The organism is Maribacter algicola (genome assembly GCF_003933245.1).
Classification (GTDB): domain Bacteria; phylum Bacteroidota; class Bacteroidia; order Flavobacteriales; family Flavobacteriaceae; genus Maribacter; species Maribacter algicola.
On record NZ_QUSX01000002.1, the window covers coordinates 1,208,811 to 1,230,014 of the forward strand.

Here is a 21,204-nt window from a genome sequence, read left to right on the forward strand (position 1 = left end):
TGATAATTTAATAGCTTAACCTTTTACCAACTTAGATTTTTAAAACCTTACCTTTTCTTTAAATTTGTCGATTGTCAAACATCACTAATTTTTTCACTTGTTTACCTATGCTTTTCCTGAGCCATTAAACAACGTACTACTTTACCATGAAAAAAATAATTTGTCTATCATTACTTATTGGCCTTGCCTATACTTCATGTCAAAAAAAAGAAGAAAAACTCTTTACCCAAATATCAGTTGAAAGTTCTGGCGTAGACTTTAACAATAGGATTATAGAAACGGACAGCTTTAATATTCTCACTAGCGAATATATCTTTAACGGTGGTGGGGTGGCCATCGGCGATTTCAACAATGATGATAAACCGGACATTTTCTTCTCTGGAAATCAAGTTTCAAATAAACTTTACATAAACGAGGGAAACTTTAAATTCAAGGATATTTCTAAACAAGCAAATATTGAGGCGGGTGACAAATGGAGTACGGGAATCGCCCTTGTGGATATAAATAATGACAATTACCTTGATATTTATGTATGTGCGGCCATGTTGCAATCCGAAAATGAAAAGGCCAATATGTTATTCGTAAATCAAGGGTCCAACAAGGAAGGAATTCCCACTTTCAAGGAAATGGCCAAAGAATACGGTATCGCCGATAGTAGTAACAGTATGGGAGCCACCTTCTTCGATTATGATAAGGATGGCGATTTAGATCTATATGTTCTAAACAACGTGGATATTCATGTACTTCCTTCCAATTATAGAGAAAAGATAACGGACGGTTCTGCGTTGAGTACTGACCATCTATATCGCAATAACGGGAATGGCACCTTTACCGATGTTTCCCTTGAAGCCGGTATCACTATTGAAGGGTACGGACTAGGATTGGCCATAGCGGATATCAATTATGACACTTGGCCAGATATCTATGTTAGCAATGACTATCTCACCAATGACTTGATGTATATCAATAATCAGGACGGCACTTTTACAAATAGAATATCGGAGTTTGTGAAGCACCAAAGTAAATTTTCCATGGGAAATGATATATCCGATTTTAACAATGACGGTTATTTGGATATCATCACCTTGGATATGTTGGGCGAAACCAACCAGAGGTTGAAAACGACCATTGCCAGTAATAATTATAACAATTATGTCCTTAATGATAGATATAACTACGAATATCAGTACTCAAGGAATATGTTACAAAAAGGGAATGGGAATGGTGTGCCTTTTAGTGAGATTGGATTAATGTCCGGAGTTTCAAAAACGGATTGGAGCTGGTCCCCACTCTTTGCGGATATGAACAATGACGGTCATAAAGATTTGTTGATAACCAATGGATTTCCAAGGGATATAACTGATCTGGATTTTGGTGATTTTAATTTCAATGTTAGTAGGTATTTGGGTCCAGGTAAAATATTGGACTCCATACCTACCATTAAAATTCCCAATTATGTATATGTTAATAACGGAACCGGACAATTCGAGGATAAAGGAGAGGATTGGGGCCTAAACATTCCTTCCTTTTCCAACGGTGCTGCATTTGCCGATTTGGATAATGACGGCGATTTGGACTATGTGGTTAATAACATCAACGACCCGGCTTTCATCTTTAGAAATAACTTAAATACAAATAATGCTTATTTAAGACTTAATCTTAAGAACTCAAATACCTTTGGAATTGGAGCCAAAGTGGTGGTTAGGTTTGCCGACGGTACGTTTCAATATCATGAAAATTACTTGTACAGGGGCTATATGTCTTCATTGGAAGGCATCGTTCATTTTGGACTTGGAGAAAGAACCGAAATTAAATCGGTCGAGGTGTTATGGCCCAATGGTGATTATCAAAAATTAGATAATGTCCTACCAAATCAAACTTTGGTTTTAAACCAACACGACGCCTCCTCCATTAAACTTGGCGCTCTTGAATTCCCTTTTACTCCAAAACCCGAAAAAAAGGTTTATGCAGAAGTTTCAACGGAAAAAGGTATAGACTATGAACATAAAGAAATGGATGCGGTAGATTTTAACATACAAAGGATATTGCCGCATAAGCTAACCCAAAATGGTCCTTGTCTTGCCTCTGGGGATTTAAATGGCGACGGTATGGATGACTTCATAGTTGGAAGTTCCGCAAGGTATTCCCCGGTTTTGTTCTTTCAGGACCGTGAAGGAAATTTTTCAAAAAGGGAACTTTTTACGGAAGAAGGGGATAAAAAGTATGAAGAGGAGGCAATTTCCCTTTTTGACTTGGATAACGATGGTGATCTGGATATTTATTTTGTATCAGGAAGCAATGAATTTACCCCTGATGACAGCTATTATCTGGATAGATTATTGATCAACGATGGCAATGGCAATTTTACTCCGGCACCGAACAAATTACCAGAAATCAAGAAAAGCGGATCTGTGGTAGCGGCAAATGATTTTAACCACGACGGTTTTGTAGATCTATTTGTTGGCGGCAGAACCCCTTTCGCAAAATATCCCATTGCCGAAAAAAGCTTTCTCCTTAAAAACGAAAATGGAACTTTAGTGGATGTAACAGATTCAATGGCACCTGAGTTACGGGAAATTGGTATGGTAACCGATGCTACTTGGGCAGATATCGATGGGGACGGCCTAAATGACTTGGTTGTGGTTGGTGAATTTATGCCCATCACCGTTTTCAAGAATAACAACGGAAATTTAACAAAATTGGAGGGAACCGGAATTGAAAATTTATATGGTTTTTGGGAAAGCATAATTGCTAATGATTTCGACAAGGATGGGGACCTGGATTTTATAGTTGGAAATTTAGGGGCAAACAATTTTCACCAACCTTCCCCTGAAAGGCCTACCAAACTGGTATCCAAGGATTTTGACAATAATGGCACAGTAGACCCGGTCATGTTTGGTTACTTAAAATATAGCTTTGACAATCCGGAATTTAGGGCATTTCCTTTAAAGTTTTGGGGCGATTTAAATGGTCAGAGTCCTTTATTCCGTTCTAAATACAATACTTACAAAAGCTTCGCTAAAGCGGATATCAATACCTTGTTCACAGAAGAGGAAATGGAAGGTGCACTAGTATTGACAGGAAATTATGATAGAAGCATTTACTTGGAAAATTTAGGAAATGGTACGTTTAATTACAAAGAGTTACCTTGGGAAACCCAAGTGGCACCAATTAATAGTATCGCCATAACCGATTATAACAATGACGGACATGATGACGTCCTGCTTGTTGGAAACGATTACGGCAATGAGGTATTTATTGGAAAATATGATGCCTCAAACGGGTTTTTATTGGAAGGGGACGGAAAGGGTAATTTTTCTGTTGTAGATATCCAAAAAAGTGGATTTGTAACCCAAGGTGATACCAAGGATATTACCATTGTAAATAATGCCAATGGGGGCAATCCATTCATTGTGGTTTCACAGAACAGGGGCCCGTTAAGGGTTTTTCTTAAAAATGAGTAGTCTTTAATTAATCTGCCTTTATCGAAAACTTTTAGGGATATCTATTCACTTTGATTAGGATTGAAGCAAAGGAAAGATTTCTTCTTTAAAATAGTATGACAATGTCTACCAACATGAAATTCCTTTTTTTGCTTTCAGTAGTAACATCCCTAATTTCATGTAGGTCAAAGGAAAAAAAGGCCATCGCACTTTATGAATCCTATTGTGCAAGTTGCCACCTGCTTCCGGACATCGATAACTTACCTAAACATATTTGGAAAGATGGCATTTTACCGGATATGGGCGCGCGTATGGGAATCAAGGACAGTGCTTATGACCCCTATGAGGGTATTTCACGCATGGAACAATTTGCCATTGTTCAGTCCGGGGTGTATCCTGAAAAACCTAGTATATCCATAGAGGATTGGAATTTACTCAAAGACTATATCCTTAAAATGGCCAGTGATTCCCTTGATATGGGCACTGTTAAGTCACCAACCAATATAATATCCCAATTTAAGGTTCAACCAATTGTTCTGGATAGTATCAAGGGGGCACTATTTACATTTTTGAAATTCGATTCGGTTCAAAAAAAAATATTAACTGGAAATCTAAATAGCAGGTTAATTCATTATGACCCTATTCTAAAAAAAGTTACCAAAACAGATCGTACTGAACAGGCACTTACCTCCTACTCTAAAAAGGATACCTTAAAATATTTTACTTATGTGGGATATCTTGACCCTTCCGAGCTACCACAAGGCAGTTTAAGTGTTATCGAGCCAAGCAAAAGAAAAATAAACCGAGCTAATACTCAACTACATAGACCTGTTCATAGCCTTGTCCATGATTTTGACAAGGATGGCAACGACGAAGTTGTGGTCTGTGAATTTGGGGATTTGACAGGGAAACTTACCCTTTTAAGCCATAATGGGGATTTTAATTATAAAGACCAGGTAATATTGAACCAACCAGGAAGTACAAGGGCTATGGCAAAGGACATGAATAAGGATGGCCTGGATGATTTGGTGGTACTAACTTCACAAGGTAGGGAGGGCATCAGCATTTTTTACCAAGAGGCCGATTTAAAATTTAGAATGGAAACCCCCATACACTTTAGTCCGGTTTATGGTTCTAGTTGGTTTGAGATTATTGATTATAATAATGATGGATATAACGACATTGTAACGGTTCAGGGCGATAACGCCGATAAAAGTTATGTTCATAAACCCTATCACGGATTACGAATCCATATCAACGATGGGAGCAATAATTTTGAGGAAAATTATTTTTATCCTATGAACGGTGCTACCAGGGTTGTTTCAAACGATTTTGATCAAGATGGGGATATCGATTTTGGAATCCTATCTACTTTTCCAAATTATAACCAAACACCTTCTTATTCATTTGTCTACCTTGAAAATAAGAAAAGTGATCGATATCTATTTGAGCCTTATCGTATGGACACGAGCGATTTGGGCCGATGGATGTTAATGGATGCGGGAGATGTGGACCAGGACGGAGATACGGATATTATTCTTAGCGCCTTTAGTTATTCTTTCACTCCCGTTCCAGATAATCTCAACGAGGCCTGGAGAAAATCCGAAGTGGATCTCTTGATTCTTGAAAACAATTTAAACCCATGATTTTCTAAAGGGGGTTCCCAATCCCTAGAACTTAATGCTCATTCTTATGTTTGTAATCGCCAAAGCGGTACTTCACGGTCCGCTTTAAAGGAATCTGCATCCCTCCAGTTTCTTCCAACCAATCATATATGGCGGCGGACATCGATTTTGCTATCTCCTGTTTATCGGGATCTGCAATGAGGTTATACATTTCCTCCGGATCGTTTTCCAGGTCATACAATTCATTACGATCCCAAATACCATGGTACTTCATGTATTTATATTTGTCGGTTCTCATCCCAAAAACAGTGGGGGTCATTGGAAAATCGTATTCCCAGTAATATTCATAAAACACCTCTTTTCGGATATTTTCATTGTTCTCCCCAGTGAGAATGGGAATAAACGAAGTACCCGGCATGTGCTCAGGTTGCTTTACTCCTGCTTCGGCCAAAACTGTGGGTCCAATGTCAATATTCTGTACCATTTGCTCCGGACGGATACCACCCTGGAACAATTCCGGACAACGCACCAATAAAGGCACTTTTACGGACTCCTCATAAAAATGACGTTTATCGATCAATCCGTGTTCCCCCCAACTAAAACCATTGTCGCCCATATAAATAACCAAGGTCGATTCGTCCAAACCTTCCCTTTTTAAATAGTCCATCACAGTACCTATACTCTCATCAACACCCAAAAGTGTTTCGCAATAATCCACCACCATTTCATGGATATCCCTATTTTCATGGTACATATAATCCACACCGTGCCAGCTTACCCTTTGGTCCGCTACCCATTGTGGCCATTTTAGGTCACGATAAGCGCCTGTTTTTGTTTGCTCATAGGTTGTTGGAAGGTCAATCCGTTTTCCTTTGTACTTTCCCTTGTGCCTTTTGGCCGGCTGAAATCCGGCATGAACCGCTTTATGGGAGAGGTACATGAAAAAGGGCTTTTTCCTGTCCCTTTTTTCAAGCCACCCGATAGCATGATCGGTCAAAAGATCTGTAATATATGTGGAGTCCTTGTAGGATATTCTTTCTCCGTTAATGTTCAAGGTGGGGTTGTAATATACACCCTGACCTGGAAAACTCTCCCAATGCGTAAATCCGGGTTGTGGTTCATCCCCATGGTCACCCATATGCCATTTACCAAAAAAACTGGTTTGGTATCCGGCCTTCTCTAAATATTGTGGAAAATAAGTAAGGTTGCCCGGATCCGGTGCCTGATTGTCCACTATGGTGTGACTATGGGAAAACATACCCGTCAAAATAGATGCCCTGCTGGGGGAGCACAGGGAAGTTGTTACAAAGGCATTGGACAAATAAGCTCCTTCCCTGGCAAGCTTATCCATATTTGGAGTTTCCAACCAAGGAACTTTTCCTGTAAAACCCATGTAATCATAGCGATGATCATCTGTAAGAATGAAAATTACGTTCCTTGGTTGCTTTTTTTTAGGAGCCACTTCATTGGGCATGGAATTTCCAGTATCAATAAAAAACAAAGAGAAGGTAAAAAAAACTAGTGAATATAATTTCATAATGTTAGTTTTTAGTTAGATGTACTAATCAATTATTTAATTTTTGCCTCAAAAACCAATCATAAAGTTCTTCTGTTGCGTACGCTTTTGACCAAGCATCATGGCCTACATTTTCATATTTTGTAAAACGGACATCGTACCCAAACTCCTTGAGTTTATTCACCATGGACTCGGATTCTTCGACCGGAATCACCGCATCGTCTTCGCCATGGAAAACCCAAATAGGCATTTTCTTATTGATCCATGAAGCATAGGGCAACGGGGTCATCCCACAAACAACTGCCATGGCAGCAAAAGTTTCTGGATATTGGACCGCCATCTCCCAAGCCGCACCTCCGCCACGACTTATCCCGGATAGGTAAATCCTATTCCTATCGATACGGTTTTTTGAAACCACGGAATCCAAGAGCTGTTTTACGGCCCGGGTATTCCACCAACTTTTCGCATAGGAATTTTCAGGAGCTAAAATCAAAAACGGAAATTCTTTCCCTTGTAAAATAAGGCTTGGCGGCGGAATTCTTTCGTTGGGACCTAAATCTTCGGCCACCTCTCCCCCACCATGCAGGAACAACAAAACTGGGAATTTCTTTTCGGGTTCCAATTCGTATTCCGGTGGATAGTACAGGTAATACTTTAAGGTTTCCTTTACCGATGTCTCCAACTTCTCGTCCACCAATGTATAACTAGGCTGTGAAGCACAACTATTTATTAAAAGGACAAGGAAAAGAAAGAAGCTATATTTGAGCAAATCAATCGTATTATATCCTTTGAAGATACATAATTCGAATTAAAAATCTATTGAAATACTCATGGCAAAAACCTTGATATACATCAAAACGAGAAAGTGAACTTTATATATGAATACATGAAAAAAGAGTATCATATGAAAAAAAAGGGAAGCTTTCCCAGATTCCCTTACTAAATGTTATCTGTACAATGTAAAGTGTCCCACATAGCGGGATTTACGATTACCCAGTTCATTGACCACATACCAATAGTCGCCGGTTGGAACTTCCTTACCTTCATAGGTACCGTCCCATCCGGTTACCTTATCCAAAACGGCCACTACCCTACCGTATCGATCGTAGATTTTCACCTCCAATTCATCGAAAAATTCAGTATTGCGTATTTGCCATAAATCATTTTGTGCATCTCCATCCGGGGTAAAGAAGTTAGGAATTTCCAACATTCCCGTAAATTCAAAGGGAAGGTCCACTTCTGCAACACAGCCGTTTGCATCCACTACCCGAATATTAACCATACCACTGCGATTTGTGGTATAGGTTGTTTCACTGCCATAGGAAGCACCGTTAAAGAAGTATTCATAACCGCCAAAACCTCCTTGAGCCATCGCCACCAGTTCGTTGGGCCCCGTCTTTTCTGCCGATAGGGTCAATGGGTCATAACCATCCACAGAAAACTCCACAAAATTGGTACATCCGTTCTGATGATAGATGTAAACGGTGTGGTCACCTGGAGCAAGATCCCCCCATTGAAACTCCATTCCCGCGTTTGCCGATATGGCATCAGTTGGGTCTATGGGGTCCAAGGCGAACATTAAATCATCCATGGCTACATCGCCCAACATGTCAATGGTTACCGTACTATTTGGAAAAATTCCCTCGCAGCCATACACAACCAATGGTTCTGCCGTAAGATCGACACCTATTCCAATATTAAAAAGTTCCAATCCTGTACATAGATTGGCATCCCTAATATGAATGGCGTAGGAGGCACCGCCCTGTAAATTCTCAATTAATTGTCCAGGCACGTATGGGGCAAAAGTTCCTGTGCCCGTTTCATCGATAGGGTCTATCATTTCTACCTTATACTCATAATAAGGTATAGCATTTACCATGGGGTCATTAAAGGGAGTTCCCCCGGTTATCTCAAAAGTCATTGTGCCATCATTTGCGCCTATACACAATTCTGGCGTAGTTTGAATGTTGATGGCTTGTAAAACTTCTGGTTCGTCCACAGTGATGAAATCACGTTCAAAACAGCCATTTTCATCCTGAATCAATATTTCATAGGTACCCTGAGCTAAATCCTCGAAGGTATAAGTGCCCGGAGTTGCCGGATCACTAAAGAACTCATTGAAATTTGGGCCTATGGCGAACTGAATCAAACCGATACCTCCAGATAACACCTCAACGGTGATGGTTCCATCTTGCTCCCCGTTACAACTTACCGCTGTAGGTGTAGCATCGAATACGATAGGATCTGGCCTAACAATTTGAAAAGGCCCTGCAATATCCATACACGTGGCCCCACTAGTTACGGCAATATAGTAGTCCGTACCTTCGGGCAAGCCTTCGAAAGTCCCATTATCCTGTGGTCCCCTGAACAAGGTAGCCGATGCGGACGGATTAAAGGCGTCCACTGGGTCCCCGTTGTACAGGTAGAAGGTATCGTCACCCACACCGCCATTTACAAAAGATTCTATTCTTCCGTCCAGCTCCGAAGCACAGGAAATGTCATCCGGCAAATTGGGCAATAACGTAATTCCTGTGGCGTTGGTCATTGTTATACCGTTGGACCTTATTGCCAAACAGGTACTTGCCGCACTGGTCTTTCTAACATCAAATTGATAGGTGATTCCTTGTACTCCAGGTACCAAAACAGAAGTTCCAACCATGGTCTGATAAGGACCCACCACAACCCCATTCTCCACAGGTGCATATTCATAAGTAAAAGATGGATCCGGGTTTTGGATGGACAGGCGCATTTCACCATCACCGCCGCAGCCAGGTACCCTGGTTTGGACCAATAAAGGGGCTACAGGTGGTGGTGGATTTACAAAATAAGGCTCTGTAACGAATAAACATCCAAAACTTGAGGAAACCTCAATGGCATACCATCCGGCACTTATAAAACCACCGCTTGATCCAATAAATGTAGGCGTGTTCTGTAATCCGCTGGTAGATGCGATATCCGTATTATCGTTACCGTTCAAATACAGTAATCGATAATTATATCCAGCGCCTGGAAACCCTCCAGAGGCCCCCGCTGTGGCCGTAGTGGCATCACCCGTTGTGGGGTCAAAAGCTTCCAATACGGCGTTATTTCCATTGGGACAATCCAGACCTTGCGGCTGTCTTATACCGGCATCTATCTGCGGTACTTCGTCCAGTTCAATATCAAAGGTATTCGTACAAAGCTCAGCATCCCGGATCTCCACTCGGTAGAAACCATATTCCAATCCGGTAAACGTGTTATTGTTGGAGAAAGGCGCTACTTCAGTGGTGTAACTTGTACCACCATCGGTACTGAACAATAATCGGTATTCATAAGGCGTACCGTCCCAACCACCTGTTCCGGTAGCCTGAATTTCACCACTGTCATTACCACAGCCCACATTACCCACAGAATTGGCGGTTACCTGTAAGGGCCCGTTAGGGGTACGAATATTGGCAACATTACTATCATTGCTACAAAATGGCACATCCGTAGATACTACTTCCACTATTAAATTACCACCTGGCAGGCCGGTTATCCTAGCCTCCTCCCCATTCACATCGGGGAAATTCGTGGTATCAAAACTTCCGGTAGCTATAGGCGTACTTTTAGTTGTATCGTCAGCCATATAGACCGTATAGTTATAAGTTCCTACATAGTCCGAGACCGTAATGAACAACTCGCCATCATTGGTTCCGAAACAGCTTACCGGTTTGGCTTCCGTAATAAAAACCGTTGGTAATTGCGGGTCGTTGACCGTATGTATGGGAAGTGGATAAGTACATCCACCGGTATTGTCCACAATTTCCATGATATAATCGCCCGATGCCGGCAAATCCACAAACCCAAAGGAAGCACCACTAACATTTACATTGGCTATCGGTACGACCGAGTTAGTGACAATGGTAAAATCCGTAGTACCCACCACATCAATGCGAACGCGTTCATCATTGGCACAGTCCAATGCACTCACTACGCTCAATGTTGGAACAACATCGGTTGGTGGATTGATCGTAGGTAGGTCAAAGGTAGTCTGACACCCATTCCCGTCGATGGCATATACGGTTATATCCTGCGGAGAACCATTGTCCACAATTTCAAAGGTATTACCCGATTGATAGTTGGAAAAACCGGTAATACTATACTGATATCCCGAACCAACGGTCCCAACATCAACTACGTTTACTGTTATTATTGTTGAACTATAGCGATTTGCCCCGGGCTCGCAGGCAAAATCAGGAGCCGAAGCTGTAATGCTAAAGTCGGCCGGATTTGTTATCGTATGCACTGCGGATAATACCTCGCATCCACGTTGTGTCACAACCTGAACCTGATAATCCCCTTGTGGTAAATTGGAGAAGGTTCCCGTATTGTTTCGATCGTGTTCCGTGGATGTCAAAGTATTGTTCAAAATATATGTAATGGGCATATCCTGAGAAGTAAATGGCACCAAAGCATTTGCAGGTCCCACGACCACTTCAATCGTTCCATCGTTGTTATCACGACAGGTGATATCCGTAGCCAATTCTGAAGTAATGATTGGTTGGGCAGCCTGATTCAAATTGATTCCGGCTACATTATATTCGCAGAAATTGGTTCCGTCGAACATGATTCTGTCCACCACCATAACATCATAGGTACCGGGAGTCAATCCGGTGAAAACAGGGTCGTCCTCTTGGGTAATGGGTCCAACCGAAGCACCTGTGTAATCGGTTCCCGAAAGGATGTATCCAAAATCACCGCTGCCGCCAAAAGTCGCAATCGTAATCTCGCCATCGGCATCGTTACAGGTTGAATCCGTAGAAAAAGTGCCCGTAGCCGAAAGGAAGTTATAGACGGTCGCTGTCCCCTGACTGGTGCATCCGTTCGCATCGACCACATCGACCACATAATCCCCCGGACTTGCCACGGTAAAAGTATATACCCAATTTGTTCCATTATCCGTTGGAATCTGTTCATCTCCCGCCAAAGTAAAACGTGGTGTGTTGACCGAATTTGGCATGGCCACTGTAATGTCAAAGGATGTTGAACTGGGATTACACTGGTTCACGACCGTAAACGTGGGTACGGGAAGGTCTGGGTCCAGTTGGATCACCGTGGCGATATCAAAAGAGATACAACCACCGCTATCGCGCACATAAATATCGTAGTCTCCGGCAGGGCCCACAAAAGTCGTAGTACTCACATAATCTGCCGGATAGGCGGGTTCCGGGGAACCATCGGGCACAAAAGCATACTCATATGGACCTCCCGATCCGCCACGGCCCTGTACCGTTATCTGTCCGAATGCATTACAATTCGCAGGAACATCGGAAATGACATCTATGGCCGGTAAATTTTGATCTATGATGACAGCTGCAGCGTCCCTACAGGTATCCGTTTCGTTCACCACGATAATTTGGTAATCCCCAGGCAACTCCGGATAAGTATTGTTATAAGGCGGTGCGGGTGCCGTAAATGAAGGAACAATAACCGTTGTGGTATTGGTGTCATTGTTCAATAGTTCTATTCTTAAAACATCCCCAGGATTATAGCCTATGACCTCATAGGCAATCTCCCCATTTCTGTTCACATCACAAGCTCCAGGTGTTGAGGTAGCGGTAATTTCCAATGTGGAAGGTGCATCAACTGGAGGTATTTCCTGCTCGTACAAACAACCTGTAACCACATCCCTCACCTGTACGGTATAGGCAATACCGTATTGAATACCGTCCGTGGCATTGCTAAAGGTATGATCATTAACACCTGGTGTATTGTTCAAGGGATAGAACGATGGCTGCTGTGCCAATTTGATTTCATACGAGCCTGAACCGCCGCTTACGCTAACCGCATAGGTAAATGCACTGTCGTCGCAATTTGGAGGTAGGGGTGGCAATATAGGGGTGATAACAACCTCATTAGAAGTAATGGTTACGGTATCAATATCCGTACATCCATTGGCATCCAACGTAATCACCGTATAATTCCCTGGAATCAAGTTGGTATCGCTAATGGTAATTGGAAATGCCGATTGATTTTCCAAACGCGTAATTTCCGTACCCGTATGGTCCTCGATCCTAAAATCGAAATTTGGAGTTCCATCGGTAACCCCATTGATGGTAATTCCTCCGCTGACAACACCACTACCGTCACAAATAGCTGCATCTTGGGTAACCGATGCATCCGGTGGCAAGGTTGTATCGGTACCTATGACGGCATTTGCCGGTACGGTTTCACATCCTCTTGAATCCCTAACTAAAAAAGGATATGTACCTGCAGGTAAATCTGAGTATACTGTTTGCGAACTCCATCCCATACCGTTAAAGTTGACTTCGTACGGCGGCACGCCACTGGTTCCGTCGGGTATAATGGTTACGACCCCATTATTTGGAGCACCGCAACTTACAGGCCTTGTTATTACCGAAGCAGCGGCAATATTCGCTGGTGGATTCAATATGAGCGGTGCCGATGTGGCCTCGCAACCTGCATTGGTAGTATTATTATCGGTTATTCTAAATATATAGGTGCCATCAACAGCGGTATCGTAGAAGAAGGTAGTGGAGGTATAGGGTGCAGGCGCACTAAACGTTGCCCCGTTATCGGAACTTACTTCAAAGAGACCAGTACTCGAAGCATATCCTCCTGATACATCCACCCGAATCTGACCGGGCGAGCCACCACAAGGTATTTCCGTTACGATTGAAGTATTTACCCTAAGTTGGGGAGCTATATTGATTACTATGGAATCGCTACAGTTGTTACCGTCTACCACCTCGATGGTATAATTACCGGGAGTCAATCCATTAAAGGTACCTGTTGGTTGCAACGCGCCTCCATTGATTCGGTATTCATGGGTTCCCAATGCTGCTGTACCCGCAGTAGAAGTTACCACCGCCGTTGCTCCGGTTCCCGGAACATAACAAAAATCCGAGGCCGCATTGTCCAAGCTTACCGTAGGTGCATCAATTGGAGCAAGAACAAAAACAAAAGAATCCGTACAACCTTCCGCGTCTTCGGCGGTCAATGTGTAGGTACCGGGTATTGTCAGGTTACTAAATGTCCTCCCCGATCTAGGTCCGATCGCAGGACCCGAAGGTGGCGTCAGCGTATATCTGTTTCCGCCCCATCCACCAGTAAAATTGGCCCGTACACTTCCAACGTTTCCATTGGCACAGCTCATTGGGGTCACGGTACTACCGCTAATGTCCAATGCAGGTGCGTCCACAATATCAAAGGAAGCGGTATCCGTACAACCGGTATCAGCATCGGTAACGGTAATGGTATAGGTTCCTATTCCGGATAGCGGCAAATCTACCTCCGCATTGTTTTGCGGGGCACTTTCGGGACCTCCGTTTATATTATAGGTGTAGTTGTTCGCAAATCCGTCGATTATAAAAGTGCCGGTACCATCCGTGGCTCCGTTACAAACCCTTAAATCTCCACCGGATTTGACGCGGGCCCGAATAGAACTGATAACGGCCGGACTAAAACCTTCAGTATACGTACAGTTGTTAGCATCGGTTATTTGAAAGATATAGGACGTGGAAGTACTCAATCCAACAAACGTAGCGCTACCCCCATTGTTAAAGGGAACAGGGCTAACGATGGAATAATTGACAATTGGTGCGTTTGATGTCGGTGTCAGGGTGACATCGGACGTACCGGCCGAGCAGCTAATATTGCTTTGGGCGAAATCAAGGTTCGTTGGAGGATCTACATCCAAAATATCTATCGGTGTCAGTTCCAATCGACAACCACCACCATCCCTGATAATAGGTGTATACGTTCCTGCAGATAAATTCGTATATGAGGTAATCGCGGTAAAATTTACCCCATCAATACTGAATTCATAGCCGCTACCCGAACCTCCAGTAAAAGGCCCCACAAAGTCTATACGACCTCCATTGGTACCTCCACTGCCATCACAGGTTACATCGGAGATTTTGGTTGCCGAGCCGCTGATATTCCCAACTGTGGTTACTGATACGGAAGGAAGGGTTATGGTACATTCAAAACCTCCTTGCTGATATCGAACTTCAATATTGTTATAGGTTCCCGCGGGAACTGAAATCTGGGGGGCGGTCACCCAAGGATCCCCGGAATTCACCCGATAGGAAAGGTTATATCCTCTGGCATCGTTTACGGTAAAATTAATTCGGGCACCCCCATTACTGCACGTTCCGTCAATTCCGGATGCTGTTACATCTGGCGGCAGCAAGTCTTCCACATTGGAAGAGGCCGTGATAATACAACCGTTACTATCTGTTATAACAAAGTCATAAGTTCCTGGGGAGTTTACGGTGTAGATTGTGGTCCCTGTGTCCGTTGCCGCATTTCCATAGGAGGGCTGAACTGGTCCACCGTTCACCGTAAATGTATAAGGTGCAGACCCTCCGGAAGTATTTACAGTGATATCCACACTGGAAATAGTTGAACATCCAAAACTGGAATTTACCTCTGTAGACGCATCCAGTGGACTTATTCCAGACCCAATGGTTATTGGGTTTCCAAAGGTATCAACCGCAATTCTTGGGGGATTGATCCCGTTCAGGGGATCTCCCGTACATTGTTGGGTCTCAACCTGTGCGATATAGGTTCCTGAACCTACGGCGGAAAAGGTATAGGTCTCATCCGGAATAAACGCCGTAAATTCCTGCGCCACGCCCATACTGTTCAAAAGGGTGTATTTGTAGGGCCCAAGTCCTGGGGTAGGCGTCACGGTTATAGTGCCCGTTTCCCCGGGACAATTGATATCCGTAAAATTTACAGATAAGTTCAGGTCTCTTTCAAAAATTTGAATGGGTTCGTAAGGATACTCACAAGTATTTGGAATATTCCTTAACCTAGCCTTTACGATATAGGTACCAGGTGTCAAGTTGGAGAAGATGGCACCTTGCCATGGACCGAAGCCGCTACCACTATCGATACTGAATTCGTAAGCGCTAGACAAATTGGTGATTTGAATACGGCCAGGAACATCACAGATATAGTCTTCCTTTACAAAGGTCTGGTTGATGGTACTCTTTTTAACCTTGAAATAATATATTTGTCCGTCAGCGACGACCCTATATTCGGCACCTACGGTCGATGGGATGGAACTCGCATCTAAACTAAAGGTTTGCCCAGTGGCTACTTGTGTATAACACGATCCTGTATTGGGGCAGTCGTTGTTGATATCCGGAGAACAGGAACCTCCCAAAATTTGCCAGGAGACAGAACCGTAAGGACCGCCGGATAAACTAATGATCCTATCATCGCTATTCCCGCATAAGTTAAACCGGGCTACTGTAAAGCCATTGGTACTACAACCTACCTCCTCATCCGCACCTTGGATGATGGTCATAAACATTGGGGCCATGGCAGAAGCCGACTTAGTTTTGGAGTCTTTGGTCTTTGAAATATCAAAATCCGAAGAGGTTTCTACTTTCTTTTTGGAAACCGTATTTTCGACCACCCTTTCCACTGCAAGGGTTACCTCACTAAAAATTTTTGTAATGCTAGAATCTGCAAGTGCCGTAGAGCCAACCACTGAAAAGAGGATCAGCAGAAGTACATACAGCGATCTTCGCTGTTGTGATGGGTGCATAGGTTAAGTAGTGTTTGGTAAGAAGGATATTGTTTGGGATTCAATATCGTTCCTCGGTGTAATTATTTTTGCTTATATTCTCCGTTTTACTTAAAAAAATATATCTTCACTCATTGAATATTCTTCTAACGTTCCAACATGAAAAAAAGTGTATTATTCTTTTGTTTTTTCGTTGTATTACTAAATTCTTCTTGTGCACAAAACCCTGAAAACAAGGTTTCTACACCGGAGCAAGTTCCTTTTGATGCCGAGCTGTTCGTCGATGACCTACAGATTCCATGGGGCTTTACCTTCCTTCCGGACGGCAGTATGCTGATAACCGAAAAAAACGGTGATTTAATCCGATTTTTTAATGGAAAAAAGACAAAAATCGATAATGCACCCAAAATTTATCAGCGGGGACAAGGTGGTCTTTTGGATATTGAACTGCATCCCGATTATGAAAAAAATGGATGGATCTATATCTCCTATGCATCGCCTGAGGGAGATAACAAAGGTGGAAATACGGCCATTATGAGAGCCAAATTGGACGGTACTAAATTGGTTCAAAATGAAGTATTGTACAAAGCAGTTCCCAATACTACCAAAGGACAACATTTTGGTTCGCGTATTGTATTTGACAAAAACGGATACCTCTTTTTTTCCATAGGGGAACGAGGTGAAAGGGACATAAACCCCCAGGATATTACTAAGGATGGAGGAAAAATTTATAGGCTGAACGATGATGGCAGTGTACCCAAAGACAATCCTTTTGTGGGAAAAAACGGTGCAAAGACCGCTATCTATAGTTACGGACATAGAAATCCGCAAGGACTGGCTGTAAATCCCAACACAGGTGAGATATGGGACAATGAGCATGGCCCACGGGGAGGTGATGAAATCAACATCATTAAAAAGGGGACCAACTATGGGTGGCCGGTCGTTACCTATGGCATTAACTATAGCGGAACACCTATCACCGACAAAACCAAAATGGACGGCATGGAACAACCCATTCATTACTGGGTACCTTCCATCGCACCAAGTGGCATGGTCTTTATAACCACGGACAAATACAACGGATGGAAAGGCAGTGTTCTTGTAGGTTCCTTGGCATTTCAGTATTTGGAGCGCTTGGAACTAGACGGAAGCAAGGTAACCAAAAGGGAGAAATTAATGGACGGCATAGGACGCGTACGTTCCATTGAAGAAGGACCTGACGGACTAATTTACGTGGGAGTGGAAGGAAAAGGGATTTATCGGCTGAACTCAAAAAAATAAAAACCTTTTAGGGCAAAATTTCTATGTATTTTGGAATTTGGTATTCGGAATTTGGCATTCGGAATTCGACGCTTTAATTTTTTGCACCCTATAATCCAAGAAGCAAAACACTTTTCCTATTTACCAGCCTCCAAGGCCTTTTTTACAGAGCCGTGTTTTTTTAGCAATGCCTCGGCCTGGTCGTAAGGAACACCTAGACCTTCGACTATATATCTCGTACCGCGGTCTACAAGCTTGTGGTTTGTGAGCTGCATGTTCACCATTTTGTTTCCTTTTACGCGTCCTATTTTTATCATCAGTGCCGTAGAAATCATATTTAGTACCAGCTTTTGCGAGGTACCACTTTTCATCCGTGTACTTCCCGTTACGAATTCCGGACCCACGTTCACGGCAATAGGAATATCGGAAACCTTTGTAATAGGCGAACCCGGATTGTTGGTGATACAAGCCGTGAGGATATTATTTTTTTGTGCCGATTCAAGACCACCGATAACATAAGGTGTCGTGCCCGAAGCAGCAATACCAACTACAACGTCTGTTTCATTTATTGAATGTTCATTTAGGTCCAACCAAGCTTGTTGGGTATCATCCTCAGCATTCTCGACCGCCTTTCGAATGGCCGTATCCCCACCTGCAATAAGTCCAATAACACGTTCATGGGGCATACCAAAAGTGGGAGGAATTTCGGAGGCATCCAAAATCCCCAAGCGGCCACTGGTTCCCGCACCTATGTAAAACAAACGTCCCCCTTGTATAAAACGTTCGGCAAGGGCATCCACCAACTGGGTAATCTGGGGGATTACCAAGGCGACCGCATCGGCAACCTTCTTATCCTCTTCATTCATTTTTTGGAGGATGGAAACCGTATCCAATTGTTCCAAATGATCATGATTGGAGGGTGACTCCGTAATTTTTTTGTATTCCATAAGGTATTTATAAGATGCGTATGTCACAGTTGCGGAAGACCTCCAACATTCTGTCGGATGGTTCCAACTCCGTTATCATGGTATTAATGGTATTGATATCACAGGTTTTATACCGATGCTGCGAATTTAGCTTTTCCGAAATGGACAATAAAACCGTTTTTTTTGCCGCCTTTATGACCGCCTTTTTTACCTGTACGATATCCCAATCGAACTCCGTAAGCCCATACACGGCATCCACATATCCAGTACCTATAAAGCTATAGTCGACCCTAATTTCAGAAAGATTATGAATGGCGTTCGCACCTATGGATATTTGGGCCTCCTTGGATATCTGTCCCCCAATGGAAATTACCGTAACATTTGGTTTGTGGGACAATTCCATGGCTACCGGTAGACTGATGGTAAAACAGGTCAGGCGTAAATTATCCGGAATGAGCCGTACCAGCTCCATACAAGTGGTTCCCCCATCGATAAAAATGACCGCACCGTCCTTTAACAAAGTAACCGCCTTTTGGGCGATGATTACCTTTTCCTCTAGGGCGTAAATATTGGTATTCCTGCTATTACTATTTGTAAAACCCAAGGAAATGGCACCACCATGAACCTTCTTCAATTTGTTTTCGGCATCCAGTTCCTTAACGTCCCTACGGATGGTATCAATGGAAACATCCAAGCTTTCTGCAATATCCGTCAATAGAATCCTATTATGCAATTCTACTTCGTTCAAGAGGATTTGTTGGCGTTCTTCCTTCAACATAGGTATTCAAATAAATAGAAATTGGGACAAAGATAACTAAAATTTAAACATGCCGTTTTATTCCGTTATTGTATCCTGAAAATTAATTTAATATTAAATATTGCAAAAAACAGCAATTTAATATTGCAAAAAACAGCAAAATAAATTTTTATTGCCTATCTTTGCATGAATTTAAAAAGTATAATTCCAATTTTCTATGAAAACCACCATGGTCAAAAAAAAGAGGGACATAAGCCACCAACCCATCGGACAATTTGAGGAAACCCGATTTGAAAAAATCCACAACGTCATTTTTTCGGATTCCAATGAAGCGTCCATTCGCGTAGCGGAAGAGATTGCGGAGCTCATCAGAAAAAAACAAAATCAGGGAAGAACATGTGTTTTGGGGCTGGCCACGGGCTCCTCTCCCATTCGTGTGTATTCTGAGCTGGTACGAATGCACAAAGAGGAAGGTCTCAGTTTCCAAAATGTGGTCACCTTCAATTTGGACGAATATTTGCCCATGGAAAAAAGCAATATTCAGAGCTATCACTACTTCATGTACGAACATCTCTTCAACCATATAGATATTGACCCTGAAAACGTGCACATTCCTGACGGTACGGTCGCACCTGAGGACACAGTGGCCTATTGTTTGGACTACGAACGGAAAATAAAGGACTACGGCGGACTCGATTTTCAGTTATTGGGTATTGGTAGAACGGGACACATAGGATTTAACGAACCCGGTTCCCATTATAATTCCGGGACAAGGGTGATTACCTTGGACCACATCACGCGTGTGGATGCCGCACCAGCGTTCCTCGGAATAACCAACGTTCCCAGGAAGGCCATCACCATGGGTATCGCCACAGTTCGCAAGGCCAAACGGATCGTGCTTTTGGGCTGGGGAGAGAACAAGGCAGAAATCATCAAAAAAACGATTGAAGGGGAAATTTCTTCCCAAGTACCTGCCACCTACCTACAAAATCATTCCAACTGTACCTTTATCCTGGATGCAGGGGCCGCATCGGAATTGACAAAAAACAAAACCCCATGGTTAGTGGATGCCTGCGAATGGACGGAAGAACTCAAGGCCAAGGCCATCATCTGGCTTTGCGAAGAGACAGGCAAGACCGTTCTGAGCCTAACCGATAAGGATTACAACGACAATGGCATGGCGGACCTACTTTCCAAAGAGGATTCGTACGATCTAAACATTCAGATTTTCAATAAGCTACAGCATACAATTACAGGGTGGCCCGGGGGTAAACCAAATGCGGACGATACCCATAGACCGGAAAGGGCGGAACCTGCCAAAAAACGGATCATTATATTTAGTCCACATCCGGATGACGACGTAATTTCCATGGGAGGAACGTTTGACAGATTGGTAGAACAGGGCCACGAAGTACATGTGGTCTATCAAACATCTGGAAACATCGCAGTTTCGGATACCGACGCCAGAAAATTCGCTGAAATAGCGATGAATTTGAATCCATCGGAAAAGGTTCAAAAAATCATCAACTCAATCAATAATAAACAGGATAGCCAAATAGATTCTCCTGAATTACGAAGGTTAAAAGGAGATATTAGACGTTCAGAATCCTATGCCGCTACACGATATATGGGGCTAAAGGATTCCCACGTCCACTTTTTGGATTTACCTTTCTACGAGACGGGAACTATAAAAAAGAACAACCTGTCCGAAGATGATATCGCACTTATGGTAGATATTATTAAACAGATAAAACCTCATCAAATATATGCAGCTGGAGATCTTGCTGATCCCCACGGTACCCATAAGGTGTGTTTGGATGCCGTTTTGGAGGCTCTAAAGCGGCTAAAACCGGAACCATTCATTAAAGATTGTTGGTTATGGTTGTATAGAGGCGCTTGGCACGAATGGGACATCAACGAGATTGAAATGTGCGTTCCAATGAGTCCGGGACAGGTCCTAAAAAAACGAAATGCAATATTTTGCCACCAATCCCAAAAGGATGGGGTCATGTTCCAAGGGGACGACTCCCGCGAATTCTGGATGCGTGCCGAGGAACGTAACAGGGACACAGCCAACAAATACAAGGCCCTGGGCATGTCCTCGTATGCCGCCATGGAAGCTTTTGTGAGACATAAATTTTAATACTCTTAAAA

At 43.0% G+C, this 21,204-nt stretch carries 9 protein-coding genes; 4 read left to right on the forward strand and 5 right to left on the reverse strand.

The genetic code is table 11. From position 1 onward, the window contains the following. Window positions 1-146 precede the first annotated feature (146 nt). The gene (locus DZC72_RS14430) at window positions 147-3,464 is read left to right on the forward strand and encodes a VCBS repeat-containing protein (protein ID WP_125223605.1); all 3,318 of its coding nucleotides are present in this window, start codon (window positions 147-149) and stop codon (window positions 3,462-3,464) included. A 128-nt stretch (window positions 3,465-3,592) separates the two neighbouring features. Continuing rightward, window positions 3,593-5,089, forward strand: coding sequence for an FG-GAP repeat domain-containing protein (locus tag DZC72_RS14435; RefSeq protein ID WP_165869331.1), 1,497 nt, complete (start codon window positions 3,593-3,595; stop codon window positions 5,087-5,089). Window positions 5,090-5,120: 31 nt separating this feature from the next. Here DZC72_RS14435 and DZC72_RS14440 read toward each other — a convergent pair whose 3' ends face one another. The 3 genes from DZC72_RS14440 to DZC72_RS14450 all read right to left on the reverse strand — a co-directional run bounded on the left by DZC72_RS14440 (window position 5,121) and on the right by DZC72_RS14450 (window position 16,128). Then, complete coding sequence (locus tag DZC72_RS14440; protein ID WP_125223607.1) at window positions 5,121-6,605, reverse strand: sulfatase family protein; 1,485 nt, start codon at window positions 6,603-6,605, stop codon at window positions 5,121-5,123. 28 nt (window positions 6,606-6,633) lie between these two features. Further along, window positions 6,634-7,353, reverse strand: coding sequence for a carboxylesterase family protein (locus DZC72_RS14445; RefSeq protein ID WP_165869332.1), 720 nt, complete (start codon window positions 7,351-7,353; stop codon window positions 6,634-6,636). A gap of 177 nt (window positions 7,354-7,530) precedes the next feature. Beyond that, entirely contained in the window at window positions 7,531-16,128 is an 8,598-nt protein-coding gene (locus tag DZC72_RS14450; RefSeq protein WP_125223609.1) for a T9SS type B sorting domain-containing protein, read from the reverse strand. 138 nt (window positions 16,129-16,266) lie between these two features. Here DZC72_RS14450 and DZC72_RS14455 point away from each other — a divergent pair, with 138 nt between their 5' ends. Further along, window positions 16,267-17,388 (forward strand): PQQ-dependent sugar dehydrogenase, encoded by a 1,122-nt coding sequence (locus DZC72_RS14455; protein WP_125223610.1) that lies wholly within the window; start codon window positions 16,267-16,269, stop codon window positions 17,386-17,388. A gap of 116 nt (window positions 17,389-17,504) precedes the next feature. Here the strand turns inward: DZC72_RS14455 and murQ are convergent, their stop codons facing one another. Together murQ and DZC72_RS14465 are read right to left on the reverse strand one after the other, a co-directional pair. Further along, window positions 17,505-18,314 carry an N-acetylmuramic acid 6-phosphate etherase gene (murQ, locus tag DZC72_RS14460; protein ID WP_125223611.1) on the reverse strand — a complete coding sequence of 270 codons (810 nt, stop codon included), beginning with the start codon at window positions 18,312-18,314 and terminating at the stop codon, window positions 17,505-17,507. Between the two features lie 7 nt (window positions 18,315-18,321). After that, a complete protein-coding gene (locus DZC72_RS14465; RefSeq protein ID WP_125223612.1) occupies window positions 18,322-19,071 on the reverse strand; it encodes a DeoR/GlpR family DNA-binding transcription regulator in 750 nt (249 codons plus the stop codon). A 196-nt stretch (window positions 19,072-19,267) separates the two neighbouring features. Here DZC72_RS14465 and nagB point away from each other — a divergent pair, with 196 nt between their 5' ends. Then, complete coding sequence (gene nagB, locus DZC72_RS14470; RefSeq protein WP_125223613.1) at window positions 19,268-21,193, forward strand: glucosamine-6-phosphate deaminase; 1,926 nt, start codon at window positions 19,268-19,270, stop codon at window positions 21,191-21,193. Window positions 21,194-21,204 lie beyond the last annotated feature (11 nt).